We start from the raw sequence: 20,913 nt of genomic DNA, 5'->3' as shown, positions 1-20,913 counted from the left end.
CTCGGCGTCGGACGCCGGCTCGTCGCTGCCGAAGATGTCGACGTTCCACTGGTAGAACGCGCGCAGTCTCCCGCGCTGTGGCTTCTCGTAGCGGTAGAACTCGGGCACCGAGTACCACTTGATGGGCTTGGGCAGACCCGCGCCGCGCGCCGCGACCATGCGCGCGAGCGTGGGAGTCATCTCCGGCCGCAGCGCCACCTCGCGCCCGCCCTTGTCGGTGAACGCGTACAGCTGGCCCGCGATCTCCGCGCCGGACTTGGCGGTGAACAGGTCGAGCGACTCCAGCACCGGGCCGTCGATCTCCTCGAAACCGGCGTTCCGCGACGCCTGGTGCCACGCCGACTCGATGTGGCGGCGCAGGACGAGGTCGTCGGGAAAGAAGTCCCGGAAGCCCGGGAGGGCCTGGAAACGCATGGCGCCGCATCGTAGCCGAGCACTTTCCCGCTTCAAACGTCCGGTCCTGGCGACGAAGAGAGACCGTCGAAGGAGGGGCGCAAAGGGGCTACCCTGGTGCTCCGTTCTGCAGCGGGATTTGCGTCGACGGAGGGATCGTGTCCGAGGAGCTGGCCGGGCTGTTCTCTGGCGAGAACGGCGCCTGGGTCGAGGCGCTGTACGAAGATTACGTCCTGGGCCGGGCCGAGGTGCCCGAGAGCTGGCGCCAGCTGTTCGACCGTCTGACGGGTCGCGCGACAGACGCGGATGTTCCCGCCCCCCGCGCCAACGGCCGTGCCCCGGCGCCCGCGCCCGCGGTCTCTTCTGCGGCACCCGCCGCGCCCGCGAGCTCGGTGCAGAGCGCGATCGAGGAGCTCACCGAAGACTCGATCGTGGGCCTGGTCGACGCCTGGCGCAGCTACGGCCACCTCGTGGCCAAGCTCGACCCGCTGGGCGACAACAAGACCGAGCACCCGCTGCTCGACCCCGCCAACTACGGCCTCGCCAACTTCGACCCCACCCGCCGGGTGAAGTTCGGGACCTATCTCGGCAAGGCCGAGGGAACGCTGCCCGAGCTGCTCGAGAGTCTGCGGCGCTGCTACGGCGGCACCTTTGGCGCGGAGTTCATGGAGATCCGCGACAAGGCCCGGCGCGAGTGGCTGCTCCAGCGCATGGAGCCGCGCGAGAACCGCGCGCAGCTCACGAACGAGGAGCGCCTGCGCACGCTCACCCAGGTGATCGCGGCGGAGCGCTTCGAGCAGTTCCTGCACAAGCGCTTCCTGGGCGTGTACCGCTTCTCGCTCGAGGGCGGTGAGTCGCTGATTCCGATCATGGACACGCTGCTCGAGGGCGCGTCCGAGCTCGGCGCGGAAGAGATCGTGATCGCCATGGCCCACCGCGGGCGCCTGAACGTGATGGCGCACTCGATGGACATGCCGTACCGCGCGATCATGGCCGAGTTCCAGGCCACGCTCATGCCCGCCAACGCGCAGGGCGCGGGCGACGTGAAGTACCACCGCGGTTACTCCGCCGACCGGCGCACGCGCGCCGGCAAGTCGCTGCACCAGTCGCTCTGCCCCAACCCGAGTCACCTGGAGTGGATCAACCCGGTGGCCGAGGGCGTGGTCGCGGCCAAGCAGCAGCGGCGCGGCGACACCGACGGCACCCAGGTGGTGCCGGTGCAGATCCACGGCGACGCCGCCTTCACCGGCCAGGGCATCGTGTACGAGACACTCGCGCTGTCGGAGCTCGCCACCTACCGCACCGGCGGCACGGTGCACGTGATCATCGACAACCAGATCGGCTTCACCACCGAGCCCTCGGACTGCCGCTTCACGCAGTACCCGAGTGACACGGCCAAGAACATCCAGGCGCCGATCTTCCACGTGAACGCCGACGACCCCGAGGCCTGCGTGCACGCGGCCAAGCTCGCGATCGCGTTCCGCCAGCAGTTCAAGGAAGACGTGATCATCCATCTGGTGTGCTACCGGCGGCACGGTCACAACGAGGGCGACGACCCGACCTACACCCAGCCGCTCATGTACAAGGCGATCGCCGCGCACGAGCGGGTCGGGCAGATCTACACCGACCGCCTGCTGGCCGACCAGGTGCTCGACGCCGCCGCGCTGGCGAAGATCGAAGAGCAGCAGAAGCGCCGGCTGGAGCAGGCGCTCGAGGAGAGCACGACTCACACGCGGCTGGCCGGCGCCGAGGGCTACCACGGCCTGTGGGAGGGCCTGGCGAATCCCGAGCAGCACGACGGCAAGACCGCAGTCACCCTCGAAGCGCTGCTCACCACGGGCCGCGCGCTGGTCGAGTTCCCGCCCGGCTTCTCGGTGCACCCCAAGCTCAAGCGCCAGCTCGAGCAGCGCTGGAAGTCGGTCTCGGACAACGAGCCGTTCGACTGGGGCACGGCCGAGGCGCTGGCCATCGGCACGCTGCTCGGCGAGGGCGTGCCGGTGCGCATGACCGGCCAGGACTGCGAGCGCGGCACGTTCGGCCACCGGCACGCCGTCCTGCACGACGTGGAGAACGGCGCCCGCTACGTGTCACTCGACAAGCTCGGCAGCGGCGGCGCGCGCTTCACGATCGCCAACTCACTGCTCTCCGAAGCCGCGGTGCTCGGCTTCGAGTACGGCTACAGCACGGTCGACCCCAACCGGCTGGCCATGTGGGAGGCGCAATTCGGTGACTTCGCGAACAGCGCCCAGGTGATCATCGACCAATTCATCGCCAGCGGCGAGAAGAAGTGGAGCCGCTCGTCGGGGCTGGTGCTGCTCTTGCCGCACGGCTACGAGGGCAAGGGCCCCGAACACTCGAGCGCGCGGCTCGAGCGCTTCCTGCAGCTGTGCGCGGAGGACAACCTGCAGGTCGTCAACCTCTCCACGCCCGCGCAGTACTTCCACGCGCTCCGCCGCCAGGTGCGCCGCAATTTCCGCAAGCCGCTGATCGTGATGTCGCCCAAGAGTCTCCTGCGCCACCCCAAGTGTGTCTCGACGCGCGATGAGCTCACGGGCGGCGAGTTCCGCGAGGTGATCGACGACGCGGCGTTCGGCGCGGGCGGCCGCTCACCCGCTGCCACGCGCCGCGTGCTGGTGTGCAGCGGCAAGGTCTACTACACGTTGCTCGAAGCGCGCGAGGAGCACGGCTTCGAAGACGTGCCGATCGTGCGCCTCGAGGAGCTGCACCCGTTCCCCTTCGAGTCACTCATGGCCGTGCTCGGGCGCTACGCCGCGAGTGAGGTCGCCTGGGTGCAGGAAGAGCCCTGGAACATGGGCGGCTGGCAGTTCGTGGCCGAGCGGCTGCGGCGCGTGCTGCCGCCCGAGAAGTCACTGCGCTACGTGGGCCGCCGTGAGTCGGCGAGCCCCGCGACGGGCTCCTACCGGCTGCACGAGGAGGAGCAGGCGGAGTTCGTGCGCGAGGCGTTCGCGCCCAAGGCGATGGCGCGCCGCGACGGTTAGCCTGGCTCTGTACAAGTAATATGTTTTATGTATTACTTGTGTAGTGGCGGCAACTCTTCCGCTCGAAGCTCCGCAGATCCTGCGAGATCTCAACTCCTGGTGGGCCCCACCCCATGGCGTTCGCCCCGAGCCTCCTCCGTACCTGCGCCGCGGAGTAGCTGAGCTCGAGCACGTCCTCGCGGCCAAGAAGCCACTGGTTCAAGTGCTCCGCGGCCCTCGCCAGGTCGGCAAGACGACGGCTCTCTACCAGCTGGCAAAGAACAGAATCGCCTCAGGCATTCGGCCGAACGACATCTTTCTCGTTCGATTCGACCTGCAGCCCCTCCAGGAGACCGATCTTCGAGTGCTCGTGCGCTGGTACGAGGACGAGATTCGAGGTCGATCGCTGGCAAACGGCGAACCAGCACTCCTCTTGCTCGACGAGATTCACAAGTTGGACCGTTGGGCCGAGCAAGTGAAACACCTCTACGACACGTTCCCCGCGCATCTGGTTCTCACGGGCTCATCGAGCGTGCTCGTCGCTCGCGGACAGAGAGAGAGCCTCGCGGGCCGGGCGTTGACGATCGACTTCCCGCCGTTCCAGTTCCGAGAGGTCGCGGAATGTTGGCAGGCGCACCTGACTGCAGAGCTCCCTACCCCCCTGACGATCTCCGACCTCATCACCGCTCCCGGGGAAGCCAGAAGGGCATTCCGAGAGATCCATCGGCAGCCGGCGCAGCGCAAGCACGCACTGCGGCGCCTCCTCGAACGCTACTACAACCGTGGTGGCTATCCACGGCTGTACGAAGAAGAGAGCGGGCCACTACAGGACAGGTGGGCGGACTACCTTGTCGAGACGGTGTTCGATCGGGTTCTGGGTGTCGACATCCCCGACCTCTTCCCCATCGAGCAGCCGCAGCTGTTGCGGCACATCTATCTCGAGCTTGCACGCCGAACCGGCAACGAAGTGTCGCAGGGGCAGCTGACTCAAGTCTGCATTGAGGCGGGATACAAGACTGCACAGCCGGTAGTAGGCCGCTATGTCCACTACCTGTCCGACGCAATGCTGATCCGCGAGTTTCGGCGCTATCCGCTGGCTCGAAAGGTGAGTGCTCGCGTGCCAGTCAAGATCACGCTGACAGATCTGGGCGTGCGAAATGCGATCTTCCGAGGGGCGCCCAGTCTCTGGGAGTCAGCGCCCGACGTCGTCGGGCCGCTCGTCGAGACCTTGGTTCAGTCAGTGCTAAGAGGAACTGGTCTGCAAGTGCACTTCTACCGCGACTACGTGCAGCCCGGAAACCGACGGTCCCCGCTGGAAGAGATCGATTTCATCCCAGAAACCCTTTCGGGTGCAGTTGCGCCCATCGAGGTCAAGTTTCGCCAGCGAATCGAGAGCCGCGACTTCGTTTCCGTCCGCCGGTTCATGGAGCGTTTCTCGTCCGAGGCCGGATTCGTGGTCACCAGAGACCAATACCAGTGCCCCGACGGAGACCGGCTCATGTGCGTCCCCATTCTCGACTTTCTGCTCGCATTCTGACTAACTCGCTCCAGCCCGAAGGAGCCCGCCGGTCACGAAGCGCACGCACAGCGCCTCGATCTGCGCGCGCGGGAGCTTCCGGCGCAGCCCTGCGCGCGCGCAGGCGTCGACGGCCGAGGCCTTCGCGGCGGCCAGCGCTGCGGCCTCTTCGGGCGGGACGCCGAGGTCGCTCTCGATCTGCTTGGCCCAGAACGCGAGCAGCCGGCTGACGCGCCGGCGCCCGGCGCGCGCGAACCAGCGGCCCTGCACGCGCGCTTCGAGCGCGCCGATCAGCGCTCCGCGCTCCGCCACGACGTCGAGATACTCGGCGACTCCCGCGCGGATCCGCGCCTCGAAGTCACTCGCGCGCGCCACCGCCGCCTCGACGCGCAGGTAGAGCTCGTTGACCTCGCGGTCGTACAGCTCGAGAGCCAGCGCCTGCGCGTTCTCGAAGTACGCGTAGCCCAGCCCCTTCGACACGCCCGCGCGCCGCGCGACGCTCTCCATGGTGAGCGCGTGAAAGCCGCGCTCCAGCAGGATCTCGGCCGCGCTGTCGAGCAGGTGCCGGCGCCGATCCGCGGCCGGGAGGCGGGTTCGCTTGGCGCTCGCTGCCACGGCCGCGATTCTAATTGACGGTACCGTCAACTTCCAGGTAGCATTTGCAGCCAGAGGAGACATGCGCATGCCGTACGCGCAAGGCCGGACCTACTTCGACGCCGACAGTCACATCATGGAGCTCGCCGACTGGCTCGCGCCCTACGCCGACCCGGGCGTGCGCGAGAAGCTGCGACCCTTGTATCTCGGCGGCGCGGGCAAGCTCGCCGACCAGGCAGTCGCCTCCGCGGCGGCGCGCCGCGGCGACGCCGAGGCGGCGCGCGCGGCAGAATCGAACCTGATGGGCGCGAAGGGCTGGAGCGCGCTCGGCGCCTTCGACCGCGAGGAGCGCAAGCGCGCGCTCGACCTGCTCGGCTTCGCGCGCCAGCTCGTGTTCAGCACGTTCGCGCCCACGCAGTACCGCGGCGACGACCTCGACCTGCTCTACGGCGGCGCGCGCGCGCACAACCGCGCGATGGCGGACTTCTGCTCGCAGGACGGACGCCTGATCGGCGTCGCCAGCGTGCCGTGGGGCGACCCCGCGCGCACGCGCGCCGAGGCCGAAGAGGCGATCCGCCTGGGCTGCGGCGCGATCCTGGTCGACTCGGCCCCGAGCGGCGAGCTCTCGCCGACTCACCCGGACTATCACGCGTTCTGGGCGGAGCTCGAGTCGTCGAACGTGCCGTTCATGCTGCACATCGGCGGCGGCGGGCGCACGTTGCGCCGGCAGTTCCACGCCAACGGCAGGAAAGTCACCGACTGGCTCGGCGGCGGCGAGAACATCCGCTCGAAAGACTTCATGACCGTGCACAACGCGCCCGAGACGTTTCTCTCCTGCATGGTGCTCGACGGCATGTTCGAGACCTTCCCGCGGCTGCGCGGCGGCTGCATCGAGCAGGGCGCGCTGTGGGTGCCGGCGTGGCTGCGGCGGCTCGACATCGCGCAGGACACGTTCAGCAAGACCGAGCCCGCGCTGCGCCTGCCCAGGCGCGCGTCGGAGTACGTGCACGGGCACGTGTGGTTCACGCCGTTCCCGACCGAGCCCGTGGGCTGGATCGTGGAGCAGGCGGGCGAGGACCTGTGCCTGTTCTCGTCGGACTACCCGCACCCCGAGGGCGGGCGCGACCCGGTCAAGCGCTTCGAGCAGTCACTCGCCGGCGCGCGGCCGTCGGCGCTCGACGCCTTCTACAGCGAGAACTTCAGGGCGATGATGGGCTGAGCGCCGCGGCGGGCGTGAGCCCGCCGATGCGCAGCGCGTCGTCGATCAGGAAGCGCACCTGCGGCTCGCGCGGGAACGACACGTGACTGCCCGCGTACCACGCGATGCGCGGCTCGCCCCAGTGCCGCCACAGGTCGCGCACCTGGTCCGCGGGCACCAGGTGGTCGGCGGTGGCGCCGAAGATCGACAGCCGCTCGCGCGGCACGAGCGGAGTCAGCACCAGCGGTGACACGACCGAGAGCACGTCGCTCAGGATCTCCCAGTCGAAGCCCAGCCGGTCGATCTCGCGCAGCAGCCGGTGCGGCGCCAGCCGCTGCACCAGCCGGATGAAGTCGGCGGCGGGAATGCCGGCGATCACGCTGTCGAGCCCGCCGTCGAGACAGGCCAAGAGCGCCGCCGTGTAGCCGCCCAGCGAGAGGCCATATACACCGATCTGTGTCGCACCCTGCGCGCGCACCCACGACAGCAGCCGCCGGATGTCCCACATGGCCTGCGCCTCGGCATGAACGGTGTCGAGGAAGTCACCCGACAGGAAGCCGTCGCCGCTGCGCAGCCGGGGCGCGCGCGCGCCGTGCAGCGGCAGCACGGGCAGGAGCAGGTTGAGGCCCAGCTCGTGGTGCAGGCGACGCGCTTGGAAGGCGGCGAGGTCGGTCGCCGGCGCGCCCATGCCGTAGCCGTGGATGCACACCAGCCAGGGCCGCGCCGCGCCGCCGTGGCGCAGCACGTGGGCGTGCGCCTCGCGGTTCATGCCGTACGAGAGCCAGCGGTCGCGGCCCGGGTCGCCGACGCGCGGCTCGTAGCCGCTCGCGAACGACAGCCGCTCGAAGCTCTGGTTGAACGCGCGGCCCCAGCGCAGGACCGGCTCGTCGAGCGCCGGCGGTGTCTCGTGATAGCTGGCCGGCTTCTCGAGCCAGCCCGACGCTTCGAAGTGCTCGCGCGCCTCGCGCAGCTCTCGGGCCGCGCGCTCCACGTCGGGGTTCATCGAGCGGGGGCGGGTCGCGATCAGGCTCGCGAGCGCGAGCTGGTCGAACGCGACCTTGGTCGCGAGCTCGAGGTCGAGCGCCGGGTGCGGCACGCGCTCGATCGGCGGCTCGGCGCGCTGCGCGGCCCACCCGCATGCCACGAACGCCGCGACCGCGAGCGCCAGAAGGCCGAAGGCCGTGAACCCGATCATGAACAACAGCGGCAGCGCGGCGACCACGGCGCAGAACGCGCCGAGCGCCGTGAGCTGCGGCGTGCGCGGGTCGCCCGGCAGGAGCAGGCTCGAGACACCGCCGGCCAAGAGGAGTGACCCGGGCACCGCCGCCACGAGGAAGCTCCACGGCCCCTGCCCCGCGGCGATCCAGCACAGCCCGGCGACGATCGCGAGCGCGTTCTCGAGCACGCTCAGGCCTCCGCTTCCAGGTGAGGGCGCGTGCGCCGCGGGCGGCCCGCCGCGCGGCCTTTGCGCGCCGGTGGCTGCGCTGCGGCACGGCGCAGCTCGTCGAACGCGGCCGCGGTCGCGTCGGCCAGCGGCGCCAGGTCGGGCACGCGCGACGCGTCGGAGCAGAGCGACACGCTCATGCGGTCCGCCACCCGAGTCAACGTGACTTCCAGCGCCACGCCCGGCAGCCGCGGCGCGACGGGAACGAACGCTTGCAGGCGCGCGCCCAGCAGTGAGGGCGGCGCGTCGAGGCCCGCGAGCTCGAGCGCGGCGACGTCGGCACGGCGCCACACGGCCGCGCGCGACAGCTCCGCCAGCTCGTGCAGCGGTGACTCGCTCGCGGCGGGTGCGCCGGACGCATGAAGTTCGCTCGCGGCGCGCAGCGCGACCAGGCGGGCGCGCGCGTCGGGCGCATCGACCGGCAGCCGCAGGCGCGGCGCCGACCAGCGCCCGCCGACACAGAACGGCGTCACCACGCGCAGCGCGCCCACGTCGGGGCGTGCGCCACGCCGCTCGGCCACGCGGCGCAGCCCGCCCGCCAGCGCCGCCAGCACCACGTCGCGCTCGCTGCCGCCCAGGCGCGCGCGGATGGCGGCCAGGTCGTCGCCCGCGAGCGCGAGCCAGTCGATGCGGCGGTGCGGCCCGTCGTGCGCGGGGCCCAGTGCGGCGTCGGGAGTCACGATCGCCTCTTCGGCAAGATCGAGCGCGAAGCGCACCCCGCTGCCCACGCGCGCCAGGAGCCGCGAGGGCGCGGCCGACGCCACGAGGCCACGCGCGAGCGCCTCGCCGGCGCGCAGCACGCCGCCCGCCACGCGCGCCCCGGGCTCGAGCAGGGCCGAGTCACACTTCCCGATCAGCGCGAAGCGCCCGGCGTCGAGGCCCTCCACCAGCCAAAGCTCCCAGAGCGGCTTGTCGGGGTCGAGCGCTTGCGAGAACACGCGCGCGGCCAGCCGCTTCAGCGCGCGCTCGTCGCCGGGGCGCGGCAGGCAGGCGTGGCGCACGTGGTAGTCGAGCTGGAAGTCGGCGTCGGCGCGGAACAGCTCGAGTGACCCGAAGGCCAGGCGCGTGCGGCGCTCGGAGGCGCGCGGCCAGGCGGCGATCAGCCGGGCGGCGAAGGCGCGCAGGCGCTCGACGTCGATGCCGCCGTGGCGCAGCGACAGCGGATCCGCGTCGAACACGAGCACGGCTCCGAGTTGCATGCGCTTGGGGGTAGCTCGCGCCGAGTCACTCCGCCAGTCGGTAGCGGCGCAGCTCGGGAATGCGCCAGGCCACGACGGCCGCGACGAAGAGACACCCGAAGCCGCCGAACACGACGGCGAAGGTCGGGCTGGTCAGCTCCGCCAGGAAGCCCGACTCGGCCTGCCCGATGTTGTTCGAGGCCCCGATGAAGATGAAGTTCACCGAGCTCACGCGCCCGCGCAGCGCGTCGGGGGTGGCCAGCTGGATCATGGTGCTGCGCAGCACCACGCTCACGGCGTCGGCCATGCCGACCATCATGTAGCAGGCCACCGACAGGGCGTAGCTGCGAGACACTCCGAAGGCGATCGTCGCCAGACCGTACGCGACCACGCCCCACAAGAGCGCCCGACCCGCGCGCCGGAAGCCCGGCCGGAAGACGAGCAGGCTCGACATGGCGAGCGAGCCGATTTCGAGCGAGCCCGACAGGAGCCCGTAGCCGTCGGCGCCCACGTGCAGGATGTCGCGCGCGTAGGCCGGAAGCAGCGCCGTGGCGCCGCCCAGCACCACCGCGAACATGTCGAGCGTCATGCAGCCGAGCACGACCGGGTTGTGCCACACGTAGCGGATGCCCTCGACGATCGCGCCCCAGGTGACTCGCGCCGGGTTCGCCACGCGCGGCAGCCGGGGCAGCCGGGTGAGCGACGAGATCGAGATCGCCACCAGCACGGCGTGCAGGCCATAGGCTGCGGCGATGCCGAAGTGCCCGGTCGCGAAGCCCGTCAGCACCGGGCCGGTCGCGAAGCCCAGGAACAAGAGGGTCGACATCAGCGTGACCGCGCGCGGGAAGCGCTCGCGCGAGACGAGCTGCGGCAGGAGCGACGCGCGCGCGGGCTGCTCGAACACGCCCGCGGTGGCCGCGAGCAAGACGGCGCCGTAGAGGACGGGCAGACCGATGCGGTCGGTCGCCGACAGGAGACACAGGGTCGACGAGCACAGGAGCGGCACGACCTGCGCCATCTGGATCAGCCGCCGCCGCTCGATCGTGTCGGCGACCGCGCCCGCGGGCAGGCTGAACAAGAGCGACGGCAGGAAGCGAATCAGGCCGACGATCCCGAGCTGCGCGGGCTGGTGCGTCAGACCGTACACGTGCCAGGCCACGGCCGAGCCGAGCAACGTCATCGCGGTGCCCGAGAAGAAGCGACTGAGCGCGAACCAGCGGAAGGGCGCTTCGCGAAAGACCGCGAAGCGCGAGTCGTCGCCGGCGCCCTCGCCGTCCTCCGCCGCGCTCATGCGATGCCGAGCACGCTGAGTGAGCGCGCGCCGTGCGCGCCGAGCACCAGCTCGCCCTCGATGTCGGCGGTCTTCGACGGCCCCGCCACGAACGTGAAGTGGTGCTGCGCGAGCGCGCCCTCGGGCAGGCTGGCCAGCGCTGCGTGCATGTCGGGCACGATGCGGCGTGTCTCGAGCAGGAGCACCAGGTGCTCGCACAGCACGGGCAGCGCGCGGGGGCTCGCCTCGCGGCCATCGAGCCCGACCGCGCCGTTCTCGGCCACGCCGAGCGCCCCGCACAGCACCGCGACCGCCACGTCGGCCGCGGCGTGCGGCGGCGCATCCGGCTGGATCGGCTGCCAGGGGCCGGCGCCCAGCCGGAGCAGCGCCGCATCGCTCGCCACGATGCGCCCGCTCGCGCCGAGCTCCCGACAGCGCTCGGTGACCCGTGCCGCGAGCTCCGCCGCCGCGAACGGGCCGAGCGCCTGCCCGCCCGCCGCGGCGAGCTGCGCGCCGAAGGCTGCGAAGTCGGCGCGGCGCCGCGCGGGCTCGAAGGGCCCTGGCGCAGCCACGACGTGACTCACCGCCGCGCGCACGCGCGCCAGGATCTCGTCGCGAGCGCTCATCGCCGTGCCCGCATGCGCGCGCGGAAGCTCTCGCCCGGGTGCTCCGGCAGCTCGCGCGAGGCGAGCCACGCGCGCGCAGGTCCGACGCGCAGCCGCCCGAGCCACGGCCACACGAGCCGTGCCGCGAGCGCCACGGCGCGGTACGCGAGCGGGTGGCGCAGCGCCGCCGCGGCCAGGCGCGTGCCGGGCGGCGGAGCGACCGGCACGGAGTCACTTCCGCGCCAGGCCAGGAGCTGATCGTGCAGGTCGATCTTCACCGGACACACCGCGCTGCACGAGCCGCACAAGCTCGACGCGAACGGCAGGCTGCGCTGCTCCGCGTCCGGCGCCAGCACGGGCGCGAGCACCGCGCCGATCGGCCCGGGCAGCGCCCAGCCGTACGCATGTCCCCCCGCCCGGCGGTACACCGGGCAGGTGTTGAGACACGCGCCGCAGCGGATGCAGGAGAGCGCGGAGCGATGTGCCGGGTCCGCGAGCAGGCGCGTGCGGCCGTTGTCGACCAGCACCACGTGCAGCTCGGCGCCGCGCCGCGGGCCGGTCATGAGCGTCGTGTAAGCCGAGATCGGCTGACCCGTCGCGCTGCGCGCGAGCAGGCGCAGGAAGACCGCCAGGTCGGGCAGCGCCGGCACCAGCTTCTCGATGCCCAGACACGCGATGTGCACCGGCGCGAGCGCGCTGCCGAGGTCGGCGTTGCCTTCGTTCGTCACGATCACCACCGTGCCGGTCTCGGCGACCGCGAAGTTGGCGCCGCTGATCGCCGCATCGGCGGCGAGGAAGCGCGCCCGCAGGTCGCGGCGCGCGGCAGCGGTGAGTCGCCCCGGGTCCGTGTCGCCGGGAGCCGAAGCGAGCTCTCGCTCGAACAGCGCGCCGATGTCGCCGCGCGTGCGGTGGATCGCGGGCATGATGATGTGCGAAGGCGGCTCGTGGCCGAGCTGCACGATGCGCTCGCCCAGGTCGGTGTCGACCACCTCGATGCCCGCGCGCTCGAGGTGCGGGTTCAGCGCGCACTCCTCGGTCAGCATCGACTTCGACTTCACGACCCGGCGCGCGCCCTTCGCCACGAGCAGCTCAGTCACGACCCGCCGCAGCTCGGCGGCGTCCGCCGCGAAGTGGACGCGCGCGCCCGCCTGCTGGGCGCGCGCCTCGAAGCGCTCGAGGTACACGTCCAGGTGGTCGAGCGTGTGCGCCTTGATCGCGCGCGCCTGCTCGCGCAGCCGCTCGAAGTCGGGCTCGGCGCGGCCCGCGGCGTCGCGCTTGTCGCGCAGCGCGCCGACCGCCGCAGCGTGCGCCGCGAGCCGTTCGCCGCGGGGCAGGAGCTCGGCGGCGCGCCGGTCGAGCGAGAAAGTCATGCGCCCGCCTCGCTGGCCAGGATCTCGGCCAGGTGCAGCGCGCGCGGTCCCCTGCCCTCGCGCCGGCGCAGCCCGTCGAGGTGCAAGAGGCAGCTCACGTCGGTGCCGGTCACGAACTCCGCGCCGCTGCGCTCGAGCGCGTCGAGCTTGGCGCGGCCGATACGGCCCGAGAGCTCGGGATACTCGACCGAGAACGCCCCGCCGAAGCCGCAGCACTCGTCGCGCCGCTCGACGGGGCACAGCTCGAGCCCGGCCACGCGCCGCAGCAGTGACTCGGTCAGCCCCGGCCCCGGCGCGCGCGCGGTGCGCTCGCTGGGCCAGCCGAGCCCGAGCTCGCGCAGCCCGTGACAGCTCTCGAGCAGCGCCACGCGGTGCGGAAAGCGCGCGCCGACGTCGCTGCGGTTCAACACGCGCACGATGAACTCGCCCAGCTCGAAGGTGCGCGCGGCGAGCTCACGCGCTGCGCCGGGCTCGACGAGCTCGCGGTAGCGCTGGCGCACGGTCGCGACGCAGCTCGCGGATGGACAGACGATCGGGTCGCTGCCGCGGAACACGTCCAGGTGCCGCCGGGCCAGGCTCGCGGCCTCGGCGCGCGCGCCCGTGGTCACGAACGGCTGGCCGCAGCAGGTCTGCCGCGGGTCGAAGTCGACGCTGCAGCCCAGGCGCTCGAGCAGCGTCACGCTGGCGAGCCCCACTTGCGGCGCGAGCTGGTCGACGTAGCAGGGAATGAACAGCTGCACGCGCACGGGGCGTGACTCAGGCGTCCGGCAGCAGCGCTCCGACCTCGTCGGGCGCGAGCCGGTATTCGGTGGCGCAGAACTCGCAGCGCACCTCGACGTCCTCGCGCCGGCTCGCGATCGCGCGCGTCTCGTCGCGGCCGAGGAGTGACACCGCGCGGCGCACCTTCTCGGCGCTGCAGCCGCAGTGGAACGCGGGGGTCGAGCGCTCGCGCGCGCGCCCGCCGATCCCGGCCAGCAGCGCGTCGAGCAGGCCGTCGGCGCCGAGCCCGGAACGGATCAGCGCGGTCGGCGCGGGCAAGCCGCGGATGGTGACCTCCAGTCGCGCGAGCACCGCTTCGTCGACCCCGGGCAGCGTCTGCACGAGATAGCCGCCCGCGGCCCCGATGCCGCCGTCGCTCTCGACGAACACGCCCGCGGCCAGCGCGGACGGCGTCTGCTCGCTCGCGGCCAGATAGTGCGCGATGTCCTCGGCGATCTCGCCCGACTGCAGCGGCACGATGCCCGTGTAGGGCTCGCGCCAGCCTGGCCGGTAGCGCACGACCGCGAGGATCCCGCGCCCCACGGCCGCGGCGACGTCGAGCTTCCCGTCCTTCGGCGGCGGGTGCACCGACGGATCGCAGACGTAGCCGCGCACCCGGCCGCCGTGGTCCGCGATCGCGGTTACTTGACCGAGTGGTCCATCGCCTCGGAACTGCAGCTGGAGTGTCTCGCCATCCTGCGCGCCCGACGCGAGCAGCACGGCACCCATCAGCGCACGCCCGAGCGCCGCGCTCGCCGTGGGCGCGGTGCGGTGGCGCGCCGCGGCCTCGGCCACCAGGGGCGTCGCGACGAGCGCGCGCAGGGAGAGCCCGCCGTCGGCGGACACCGTGCGCACCAACTCACACGCGGAGCGCGGGTTCTCGATGGCTAGAGCACGGCTTCGGCTACGGCGCGCACGGCCTCGATCTGGCCCGTGCCCAGACACATCGTCCCGACCGGCGAAGACTTCCATGCGGAGATACGGTCGCGAATCCGCTCGCGCGAGCCAATGAGCGCCACCTCATCCACCAGCGCGTTCGGGACCGCGGCCATGGCCGTGTTCCGGTCGCCCGCGAGGAAGGCGTCCTGGATCTTCACCGCCGCCTCCTCGTAGCCGAGTCTCTTGGCGTAGTCGTTGTAGAAGTTCTTGCCGCGCGCGCCCATCCCGCCGATGTACAGCGCCAGCATCGGCTTCACCGCGTTTCTACACTTCTCCAGGTCGTCGCCGACCACGCAGGTCACGAACGGCGCGACGTCGAAGTTGGCGAGACTCTTGCCGCCCCCGGCCTTCTTGAAGCCTTCCTCGACGTGGGGCGCGAACACCGACCACTTCTCGGGAGACATCCAGATCGGGAAGAAGCCGTCTGCGACCTCGGCGGCGGTCCTGACTCCCGCGGGCCCGATCGCCGCAGTGTAGATCGGTAAGTCCGCGCGGCCGTGCAGAATGCTCTTGAGTGGCTTTCCCAGGCCCGTAGCGCCCTCCCCCGTATAGGGGAGGTCGTACTCCTCGCCGTGAAACTCGGCGGGCTGCTCGCGTTTCAGAATCTGGCGAATGATCTGGATGTACTCGCGCGTGCGTGTGAGTGGCTTTCCGTATGCAACACCGTGCCAGCCCTCGACGACCTGCGGACCGGACGGTCCGAGGCCGAGGATGAAACGGCCCCCAGAGAGTGCATCCAGGGTCATCGCAGTCATCGCGCACATTGCGGGCGTGCGCGCGGGGATCTGCATGATCGCAGTACCGAGCCGAATGCGTGTGGTCTGAGCCCCGATCCAGGCCAGCGGGGTGATTGCATCCGAGCCGTACGCCTCTGCAGTCCACACAGAGTCGAACCCGAGTCGCTCCGCTTCGAGAATCAATTCGAGCGGCATGCCCATGCCTCTGCCCGAGTATCCGACGGTCAGTCCGAGCCGCACGTGAGATCTCCCTTCCTTGCCGAAGCCGATGCTACACCGGGGTGAACACCCGGCGCAAAGTCATCGGGACGGGGCAGCGAGGTGCGTGCGTCACACGAAGAAAAGTGCGGATGAGTCGCAATTCCTCTCGACACACCGGAAACCGCCTCCTAATCTACGCGTGAGTCTCACTGGAGGTCTTCGGACACGAGTCTTCGGACACGAGCCTTCGGACACGAGAGTGAGGCTCAGGGAAGGGAGTTTCCAAATGTCCTGGCAACGCGCGACTCAGGAATCGTGCGTATCCCACAGCGGAGGTAACTGACGTGGCAACAAAGAAGCGCGGTACGGGCCGCAAGCGCACGAACCGACTCTCTGCGGCTGGCCGCAGGGCGATTTCACTGGCGGCGAAGCGCCGCTGGGCCAAGTATCGGGCCAAGAAGAAGAAGAAGTAGTCCGACGGAAATCGTCGAAACGTCGGGGTGGGCACCTTCGGGAGCTCACCCCGCGTTTGCTTTTGGGGCTCGAAGGAGCGACTCAGAGCGCCGTGGTTCCGAGGCTGATGCTCGTGTGCAAGCCACAGGGGGTCCGATGAGCGTGCGTTCACTTGTGTTGACACTGGTACTGTCGCTTTCGCTGACCGGTTGCGTTTTGTACACCCCGATCGACCTCGGGTCACTCGGCGGCCCGGGTGAGTTCCAGGAGACGGTGGTCGAGGGCTCCTCGGGCCCGAAGATCGTCATGCTCGAGATCTCGGGAGTCATCTCCGACAACGAGGAGCGCACCACGCTCGGGCTGGGCGAGAGGCCGAGCATGGTGGCCGAGACCAAGAGCGTGCTCGAGCGGGCCGCCGACAACGGCGACGTGGCGGCGCTGCTCGTGCGCATCAACTCGCCGGGCGGGTCGGTGTCGGCCAGCGACACGCTGTACCACGAGATCAAGGCCTGGAAGGAAGCCAACAAGAAGCCCGTGTACGCCTACATGAACGGGCTCGCGACCTCGGGCGCCTACTACCTGTCGATGGCGGCGGACCGCGTGATCGCGCATCCGACCGCGGTCACCGGCTCGATCGGCGTGATCATGCCGGGGCTCAGCATCGAGGGGCTGATGGACAAGTACGGCGTCGCGGACCAGACGCTGACCAGCGGCCCGTACAAGGACACCGGCTCACTCTTCCGCGACATGCGGCCCGACGAGCGCAAGTACATGCAGTCGGTGATCGACGACCTGTACGGACGTTTCACCAGCGTGGTCGCGCAGGGCCGGCCACAGCTCGACCCGGCCAAGATCAAGGAGCTCGCGGACGGCCGCGTGTACAGCGCGAACCAGGCGCTCGCGGCGGGCCTGATCGACGAGATCGGCTACGTCGACGACGCCGTCGAGCAGCTGCAGAAGAAGCTCGGCGCCAAGGAGACGCGCCTGATCGTGTACCACCGCTCGAACAGCATCCAGGACAACATCTACAGCCGCTCACCCGATCTCTCGCTGCACGCGCTGGACGCCGCGCTCTCCGCGCTGCGCCGCGCCGCGCTCGCGCCAGGCTTCTACTACATCTGGCCCAGATATCTCTACTGACGCACGCGTCGCCTGGCGACGCCCCGCTGCACGCCTGTCAGCGGTGTCGGCAAACGACTGCGACTCTTCGCTCAAGGGCCGCGGGCGAAAACACGAATCGAAGCCGAGATGCGCCGGCTCACCATCCAGCTCCGGATCTGTGTTTACGCGGCCCTGACCGCCTCCGCGATCGCGGTGTTCCTGACGCTCTTCCTGCCGCGGCAGACGGAGAAGCTCGGGACCCAGGTGATCGACGCCTCTGCGGTCACGATCGCGGGTCTGTTCGCCGCCGGGATCGAGCCGGCGCTCAGCTCTCACGGCCCAGGCGGCGAGGACGCGCTGCGCGCCGTGCTGCGCAACCTGGAGGGCGACGGCGGTGCCGGCCCCGGCGACTCGGCGATCCGCCTGCGAGTCACTCGCGCGACCATCTACACCCAGTCCGGTGAGCGGCTGGCCGGCTTCAACGATCACGATGCCCCGAAGGGCCCCGCGAGCCCGCCACACCGGGTCGGGCTCGACCATCAAGACGGGCTCTTGCGCGTGACCGCGCCGCTCTGGGCCGAGGGCGAGTACCGCGGCTGGTTCCAGCTCGACCTCGCGACGGACTCGCTCGAGTCTCTCGCGTCCAACCAGGTGTGGATCCTGGTGATCGCGTCGCTCCTGGCCTGCGGCATGATCGTGGTGGTCGCGTTCTTCGTGGGCCGTTGGATCGCGGCGCCGATCCAGCGAGTCACGCACGCCCTGTCCGAGCTCGCCGAGGGCGACGGCGACCTGACCTTCCGCCTGCGCGTCGAGTCCGAGGACGAGGTCGGCATGATGGCGCAGGAGGTGAACGCCTTCCTGGCCAAGCTGCAGACCCTGATCCGCGAGGTCGCCGGCAACGCGAGCACGCTGTCGAGCGCTTCCGACGAGCTGGCGCGCATCTCGGATCGGCTGGTCGAGAACGGTCAGTCGGTGAGCGAGGGCGCGACTGCGGTGGCGGAGCGCACGCACGAGGTGTCGACCAGCATCGAGGCGGTCGCGAGCGCCGCGCAGGAGGCGACGCGCAACGTCACCTCGGTGTCGAACTCGACCGACCAGATGAGTCAGAACATGGCCCAGGTCTCGCTGGCCGCGGAGGCCGTGGCCTCGAACGCGGTCGAGGTCGAGGGCTCGATCCGCGACATCTCCGACGCCATGGCGACGATCCGCGGCAACACCGAGAAGGCCGCGACCGTGAGTCGCCAGGGCTCCGAGAAGGCCACGCCCGTGCAGCAGCTGCTGCGCGAGCTGACCCAGAGCGCCGAGGCCACGGGCAAGATCGTCGCGCTGATCCAGAAGGTCGCCGACCAGACCAACCTGCTCTCGCTCAACGCCTCGATCGAGGCCGCGTCCGCGGGCGAGGCGGGCAAGGGCTTCGCGGTGGTCGCGAACGAGGTCAAGGACCTGGCACGCGAGACCACCGAAGCCACCAAGAAGATCGAGCTGCAGATCAGCGACATGCAGAGCTTCACGCGCCAGTCCGTGGCCGCGATCGGCCAGATCATCGAGCTCATGGAAGGCGCGCACGCGATCAACTCGGCCATCGCCAAGGCAGTCGAGGACCAGACCCAGACCTCGGCCAAGGTGTTCGAGGCCACGAGTGACTCGACCAAGATGATCGCCGACGTGACCGGCAACATCGGCGAGGCCTCGAACATGGCCGCCGAGGTCGCCGGCAAGGCCTCGGACCTGATGCGCGGCATCTCGAACATCTCCGAGAACGCGGGCAAGGCGGCGCGCGGCGCGCTCGAGGTCGGCTCGCACATCGAGGCGGTGCGACTCTCCGCGCTCGACTCCTCGAACGAGGCTTCCGCCGTGCGCAAGCGCGCGCAGGCGCTGCTCGAGCTGTCGGCCAAGCTCAAATCTCTCGTCGAGGGCTTTCGGACCTAGCTCGCAGCGAGACCGAGCTCGGTGCGGCCGGCGCGGTCCGAGGCGGCGATCGGCAGCCCGTCGCGCAGCTCGATCCAGCGCGTGTGACCCGCGGGGATGCGTGGGCCCGGAGTCAGGATGCCCACCAGGTTCAGCGGGTCGGCGGCCGAGATCCGCACGATCTCGCCCGTCTCGGGCTGCGAGCGCGTGCGGCGCAGGCGCGGAATCGCGTCGGGCAGGGCGAACTGCTCGCCGGTGAAGCCCGTCACGAAGCGGCCGCCGCGCACGAGGCCCCGCGCCTCGAGCCGGCGCAGCGCGGCGTGCACCGCGCGCCAGCCCTCGGGCAGTGACTCGCGCGCGAGCAGGTCGCGGAACACCACGCCGTAGCGGCGGATCAGCCGCCAGGCGAGCGCCTCGGCGCGTTCGTCGGCGTCGCCGGCGGGCCCGAGCGGCGCGAGCAGATGCCAGCGGCCCTCGGGCACGGGCAGGCCGCTCGGCAGCACGCGCGCGCGGCCGGGCCGGCGGCGTGAGTCGCGGCGTGGGTTGGGGCCGAGCAGGCGGCGCAGCGGCGCGAACCCGTCGCACGAGACCAGGCCCTGGGCCACGAGCTCGCGCAGGCCTTCCTCGAGCTCGACCGGCAGCAGCCGCGTGGTCGCCTCGAGCTCCTTCGCGAACAGCGCGCCGCGCGCGCGCAGCGCGGCGAGCACTTTCTCCGCCGGTCCCCGCAGGCCCGTCGGCTCGGGCCGCGCCTCGGCCGCGGCGTGCAGCAGCTCGTCGAGCTCGGCGCGCGGGAAGATCGCGAGCGGCGTGAGTCGCGAAGGCTGCGTGCCCTGCTCGGCGCTCACCGGCGCCACGCGACCCCAGGCGGCCGCGCCCGAGAGACACAGCGCGTCCAGGAGCGCCGGCTTGTAGCCCTCGACGCGCGCGGGCAGGAGCTCGGCCTCCCAGGCCGCGGCGGCGGCCTCGAAGCCCGAGAGCGTCTCGAGCGCGCGCAACAGCCCGCCCTCGCCCGCCAGCCGCGTGCCGGGAGTCACGTGCTGCCAGTCGAGCAGGAAGCGCAGGAAGACGCGCGCGCTCGTCGGCTCGATTTCGCGGCGCAGGCGCGCCAGCGTGTAGCGGTGGATGCGCGCCAGGAGGCTGCGCTCGCAGAACTGCTCGCAGGCGGCCTCGGGCTCGAAGCGGCCGCGCACCGCGATGCCGCGCCCCTCGAGGCGCGCCAGCGACGACTCGACCGCGGCCGGCGTGACACCGATGCGTGTCGCGAGCGCCGCGGCAGTGACCGGCCCCAGCACCGCCAGGTGACCGCGCACGGCGAGATCGAGCGCGCCCTCGTCGCTCTCCGCGCGCTGCGCCAGCTTGGGCGGCAGGACCGGCTCCGGCTCGAGCGCGCGGCCGGGGAAGAGAGCGCGCGCCAGCGGCGCCGCCTCAGCGGCGAGAATGCGCGGCGCGTCGGCCGTGGCCACGCGCGCCGCCCGGCCAGTGGCGAACAGCGCCTCGAGGTGCTCGTTCCCGGCCAGGTCCTCGCGCCGGGCCACGACCAGGTCGCACAGGAGCTCGTGCAGCTCGTCGGGGTCGCGCGGCGCGGGCGCGGCCTCCTCGCGCACCTCTGCGATCGCCGCCGCGTCGAGCCGCACCAGGTCGCGCGCATCGGCGGGCAGCGTGTGGCGCAGGGCGACCGCGCGCGTGCGCCGCTCCTCGAGCGGCGCGTCGTCGAGGAATGCGTAGGGCCGCGCGTTCAGGATCTCGTGCGCGAAGGGCGACGGCTCGATCGTGTCGAGACAGCGCATGCGCACCGCGCCCGACTCCAGGTCCGAGAGGAGTGACTCGAGCCCGCGCACGTCGGCGGCCTCGGTGGTGCAGTCGCGCATGGTCTGCGCCACGAGCGGGTGCTCGGGGATCTCGATCGGGTAGGTCACGTTCTCCTGGCACGCCGCCGACTCGGGGAACGCGGCGGCCAGCAGGTCGTCGGCCTGCATGCGCTGGATCGGGAACGGCACGCGGCCCCGGCCGCGCGAGCGCAAGACCGCGAGCGAGCGCGTGGCGTTCCAGCGCCAGCGCGCGGTGAACATGGGCGAGCCGAGCAGCGCCTGCTCGAGCACCTCGGCGACCGTGCGCGAGCTGAGGAACCTCGGCAGCTGCTCGAGGTCGAAGGTCTGCGGGTTGCCCAGCGACAGCACGATCGCGTCGTCGGTGGCCGCGGCCTGCAGCTCCATGTTGAACGAGGCGCAGAAGCGCTTGCGCAGCGCGAGCCCGAAGCCGCGGTTGATGC

Annotated in this window: 16 protein-coding genes and 1 pseudogene; 5 read left to right on the top strand and 12 right to left on the bottom strand. The window is 71.2% G+C overall.

The genetic code is table 11. The annotated features are described in order from the left end of the window. The coding region (locus tag VMR86_01170) for an ATP phosphoribosyltransferase regulatory subunit (protein ID HTO05641.1) at positions 1 to 414 on the bottom strand (414 nt) is incomplete at its 3' end. A 137-nt stretch (positions 415 to 551) separates the two neighbouring features. Here VMR86_01170 and VMR86_01165 point away from each other — a divergent pair. Beyond that, on the top strand, positions 552 to 3,392 hold the full coding sequence (locus VMR86_01165; protein ID HTO05640.1) for a 2-oxoglutarate dehydrogenase E1 component: 2,841 nt from the start codon (positions 552 to 554) through the stop codon (positions 3,390 to 3,392). Between the two features lie 43 nt (positions 3,393 to 3,435). Further along, on the top strand, positions 3,436 to 4,908 hold the full coding sequence (locus tag VMR86_01160; GenBank protein ID HTO05639.1) for an ATP-binding protein: 1,473 nt from the start codon (positions 3,436 to 3,438) through the stop codon (positions 4,906 to 4,908). On the opposite strand, the gene VMR86_01155 is transcribed toward VMR86_01160, so the two are convergent. Next, a complete protein-coding gene (locus VMR86_01155; GenBank protein ID HTO05638.1) occupies positions 4,909 to 5,502 on the bottom strand; it encodes a helix-turn-helix domain-containing protein in 594 nt (197 codons plus the stop codon). Between the two features lie 67 nt (positions 5,503 to 5,569). Between VMR86_01155 and VMR86_01150 the strand changes: the two genes are divergently transcribed. Further along, positions 5,570 to 6,700 (top strand): amidohydrolase family protein, encoded by a 1,131-nt coding sequence (locus VMR86_01150; protein ID HTO05637.1) that lies wholly within the window; start codon positions 5,570 to 5,572, stop codon positions 6,698 to 6,700. Here the strand turns inward: VMR86_01150 and VMR86_01145 are convergent. The 9 genes and pseudogenes from VMR86_01145 to VMR86_01105 all read right to left on the bottom strand — a co-directional run bounded on the left by VMR86_01145 (position 6,681) and on the right by VMR86_01105 (position 15,221). Further along, on the bottom strand, positions 6,681 to 8,084 hold the full coding sequence (locus tag VMR86_01145; GenBank protein ID HTO05636.1) for an alpha/beta hydrolase family protein: 1,404 nt from the start codon (positions 8,082 to 8,084) through the stop codon (positions 6,681 to 6,683). The two genes, VMR86_01150 and VMR86_01145, sit on opposite strands and share 20 nt — an antisense overlap. A 2-nt stretch (positions 8,085 to 8,086) precedes the next feature. Next, on the bottom strand, positions 8,087 to 8,416 hold the full coding sequence (locus tag VMR86_01140; GenBank protein HTO05635.1) for a WS/DGAT domain-containing protein: 330 nt from the start codon (positions 8,414 to 8,416) through the stop codon (positions 8,087 to 8,089). A gap of 549 nt (positions 8,417 to 8,965) precedes the next feature. Further along, positions 8,966 to 9,325 (bottom strand): annotated as a pseudogene (locus VMR86_01135) (wax ester/triacylglycerol synthase domain-containing protein). Between the two features lie 22 nt (positions 9,326 to 9,347). Then, the gene (locus VMR86_01130) at positions 9,348 to 10,592 is read right to left on the bottom strand and encodes an MFS transporter (protein ID HTO05634.1); all 1,245 of its coding nucleotides are present in this window, start codon (positions 10,590 to 10,592) and stop codon (positions 9,348 to 9,350) included. After that, positions 10,589 to 11,197, bottom strand: coding sequence for an LUD domain-containing protein (locus VMR86_01125; protein HTO05633.1), 609 nt, complete (start codon positions 11,195 to 11,197; stop codon positions 10,589 to 10,591). The genes VMR86_01130 and VMR86_01125 overlap by 4 nt, the downstream gene beginning before the upstream one ends. Next, entirely contained in the window at positions 11,194 to 12,546 is a 1,353-nt protein-coding gene (locus tag VMR86_01120; GenBank protein ID HTO05632.1) for a lactate utilization protein B, read from the bottom strand. Before VMR86_01120 ends, VMR86_01125 begins: the two co-directional genes overlap by 4 nt. Then, positions 12,543 to 13,292 (bottom strand): (Fe-S)-binding protein, encoded by a 750-nt coding sequence (locus VMR86_01115; GenBank protein HTO05631.1) that lies wholly within the window; start codon positions 13,290 to 13,292, stop codon positions 12,543 to 12,545. Before VMR86_01115 ends, VMR86_01120 begins: the two co-directional genes overlap by 4 nt. 10 nt (positions 13,293 to 13,302) lie before the next feature. Then, on the bottom strand, positions 13,303 to 14,160 hold the full coding sequence (locus VMR86_01110; GenBank protein HTO05630.1) for an Hsp33 family molecular chaperone HslO: 858 nt from the start codon (positions 14,158 to 14,160) through the stop codon (positions 13,303 to 13,305). 32 nt (positions 14,161 to 14,192) lie between these two features. Further along, the gene (locus tag VMR86_01105; protein HTO05629.1) at positions 14,193 to 15,221 is read right to left on the bottom strand and encodes an LLM class F420-dependent oxidoreductase; all 1,029 of its coding nucleotides are present in this window, start codon (positions 15,219 to 15,221) and stop codon (positions 14,193 to 14,195) included. A gap of 630 nt (positions 15,222 to 15,851) precedes the next feature. Between VMR86_01105 and sppA the strand changes: the two genes are divergently transcribed. Next, a complete protein-coding gene (gene sppA / locus VMR86_01100) occupies positions 15,852 to 16,775 on the top strand; it encodes a signal peptide peptidase SppA (protein ID HTO05628.1) in 924 nt (307 codons plus the stop codon). A gap of 108 nt (positions 16,776 to 16,883) precedes the next feature. Beyond that, the gene (locus VMR86_01095; GenBank protein ID HTO05627.1) at positions 16,884 to 18,665 is read left to right on the top strand and encodes a methyl-accepting chemotaxis protein; all 1,782 of its coding nucleotides are present in this window, start codon (positions 16,884 to 16,886) and stop codon (positions 18,663 to 18,665) included. Here VMR86_01095 and VMR86_01090 read toward each other — a convergent pair. Then, on the bottom strand, positions 18,662 to 20,913 hold a 2,252-nt coding region (locus VMR86_01090; protein HTO05626.1), incomplete at its 5' end, for a hypothetical protein. The two genes, VMR86_01095 and VMR86_01090, sit on opposite strands and share 4 nt — an antisense overlap.

This window comes from Myxococcota bacterium (assembly GCA_035498015.1).
Classification (GTDB): domain Bacteria; phylum Myxococcota_A; class UBA9160; order SZUA-336; family SZUA-336; genus VGRW01.
The sequence above is the reverse complement of the archived record's forward strand: the minus strand, read 5'-3'. Positions and strand labels throughout refer to the sequence as shown.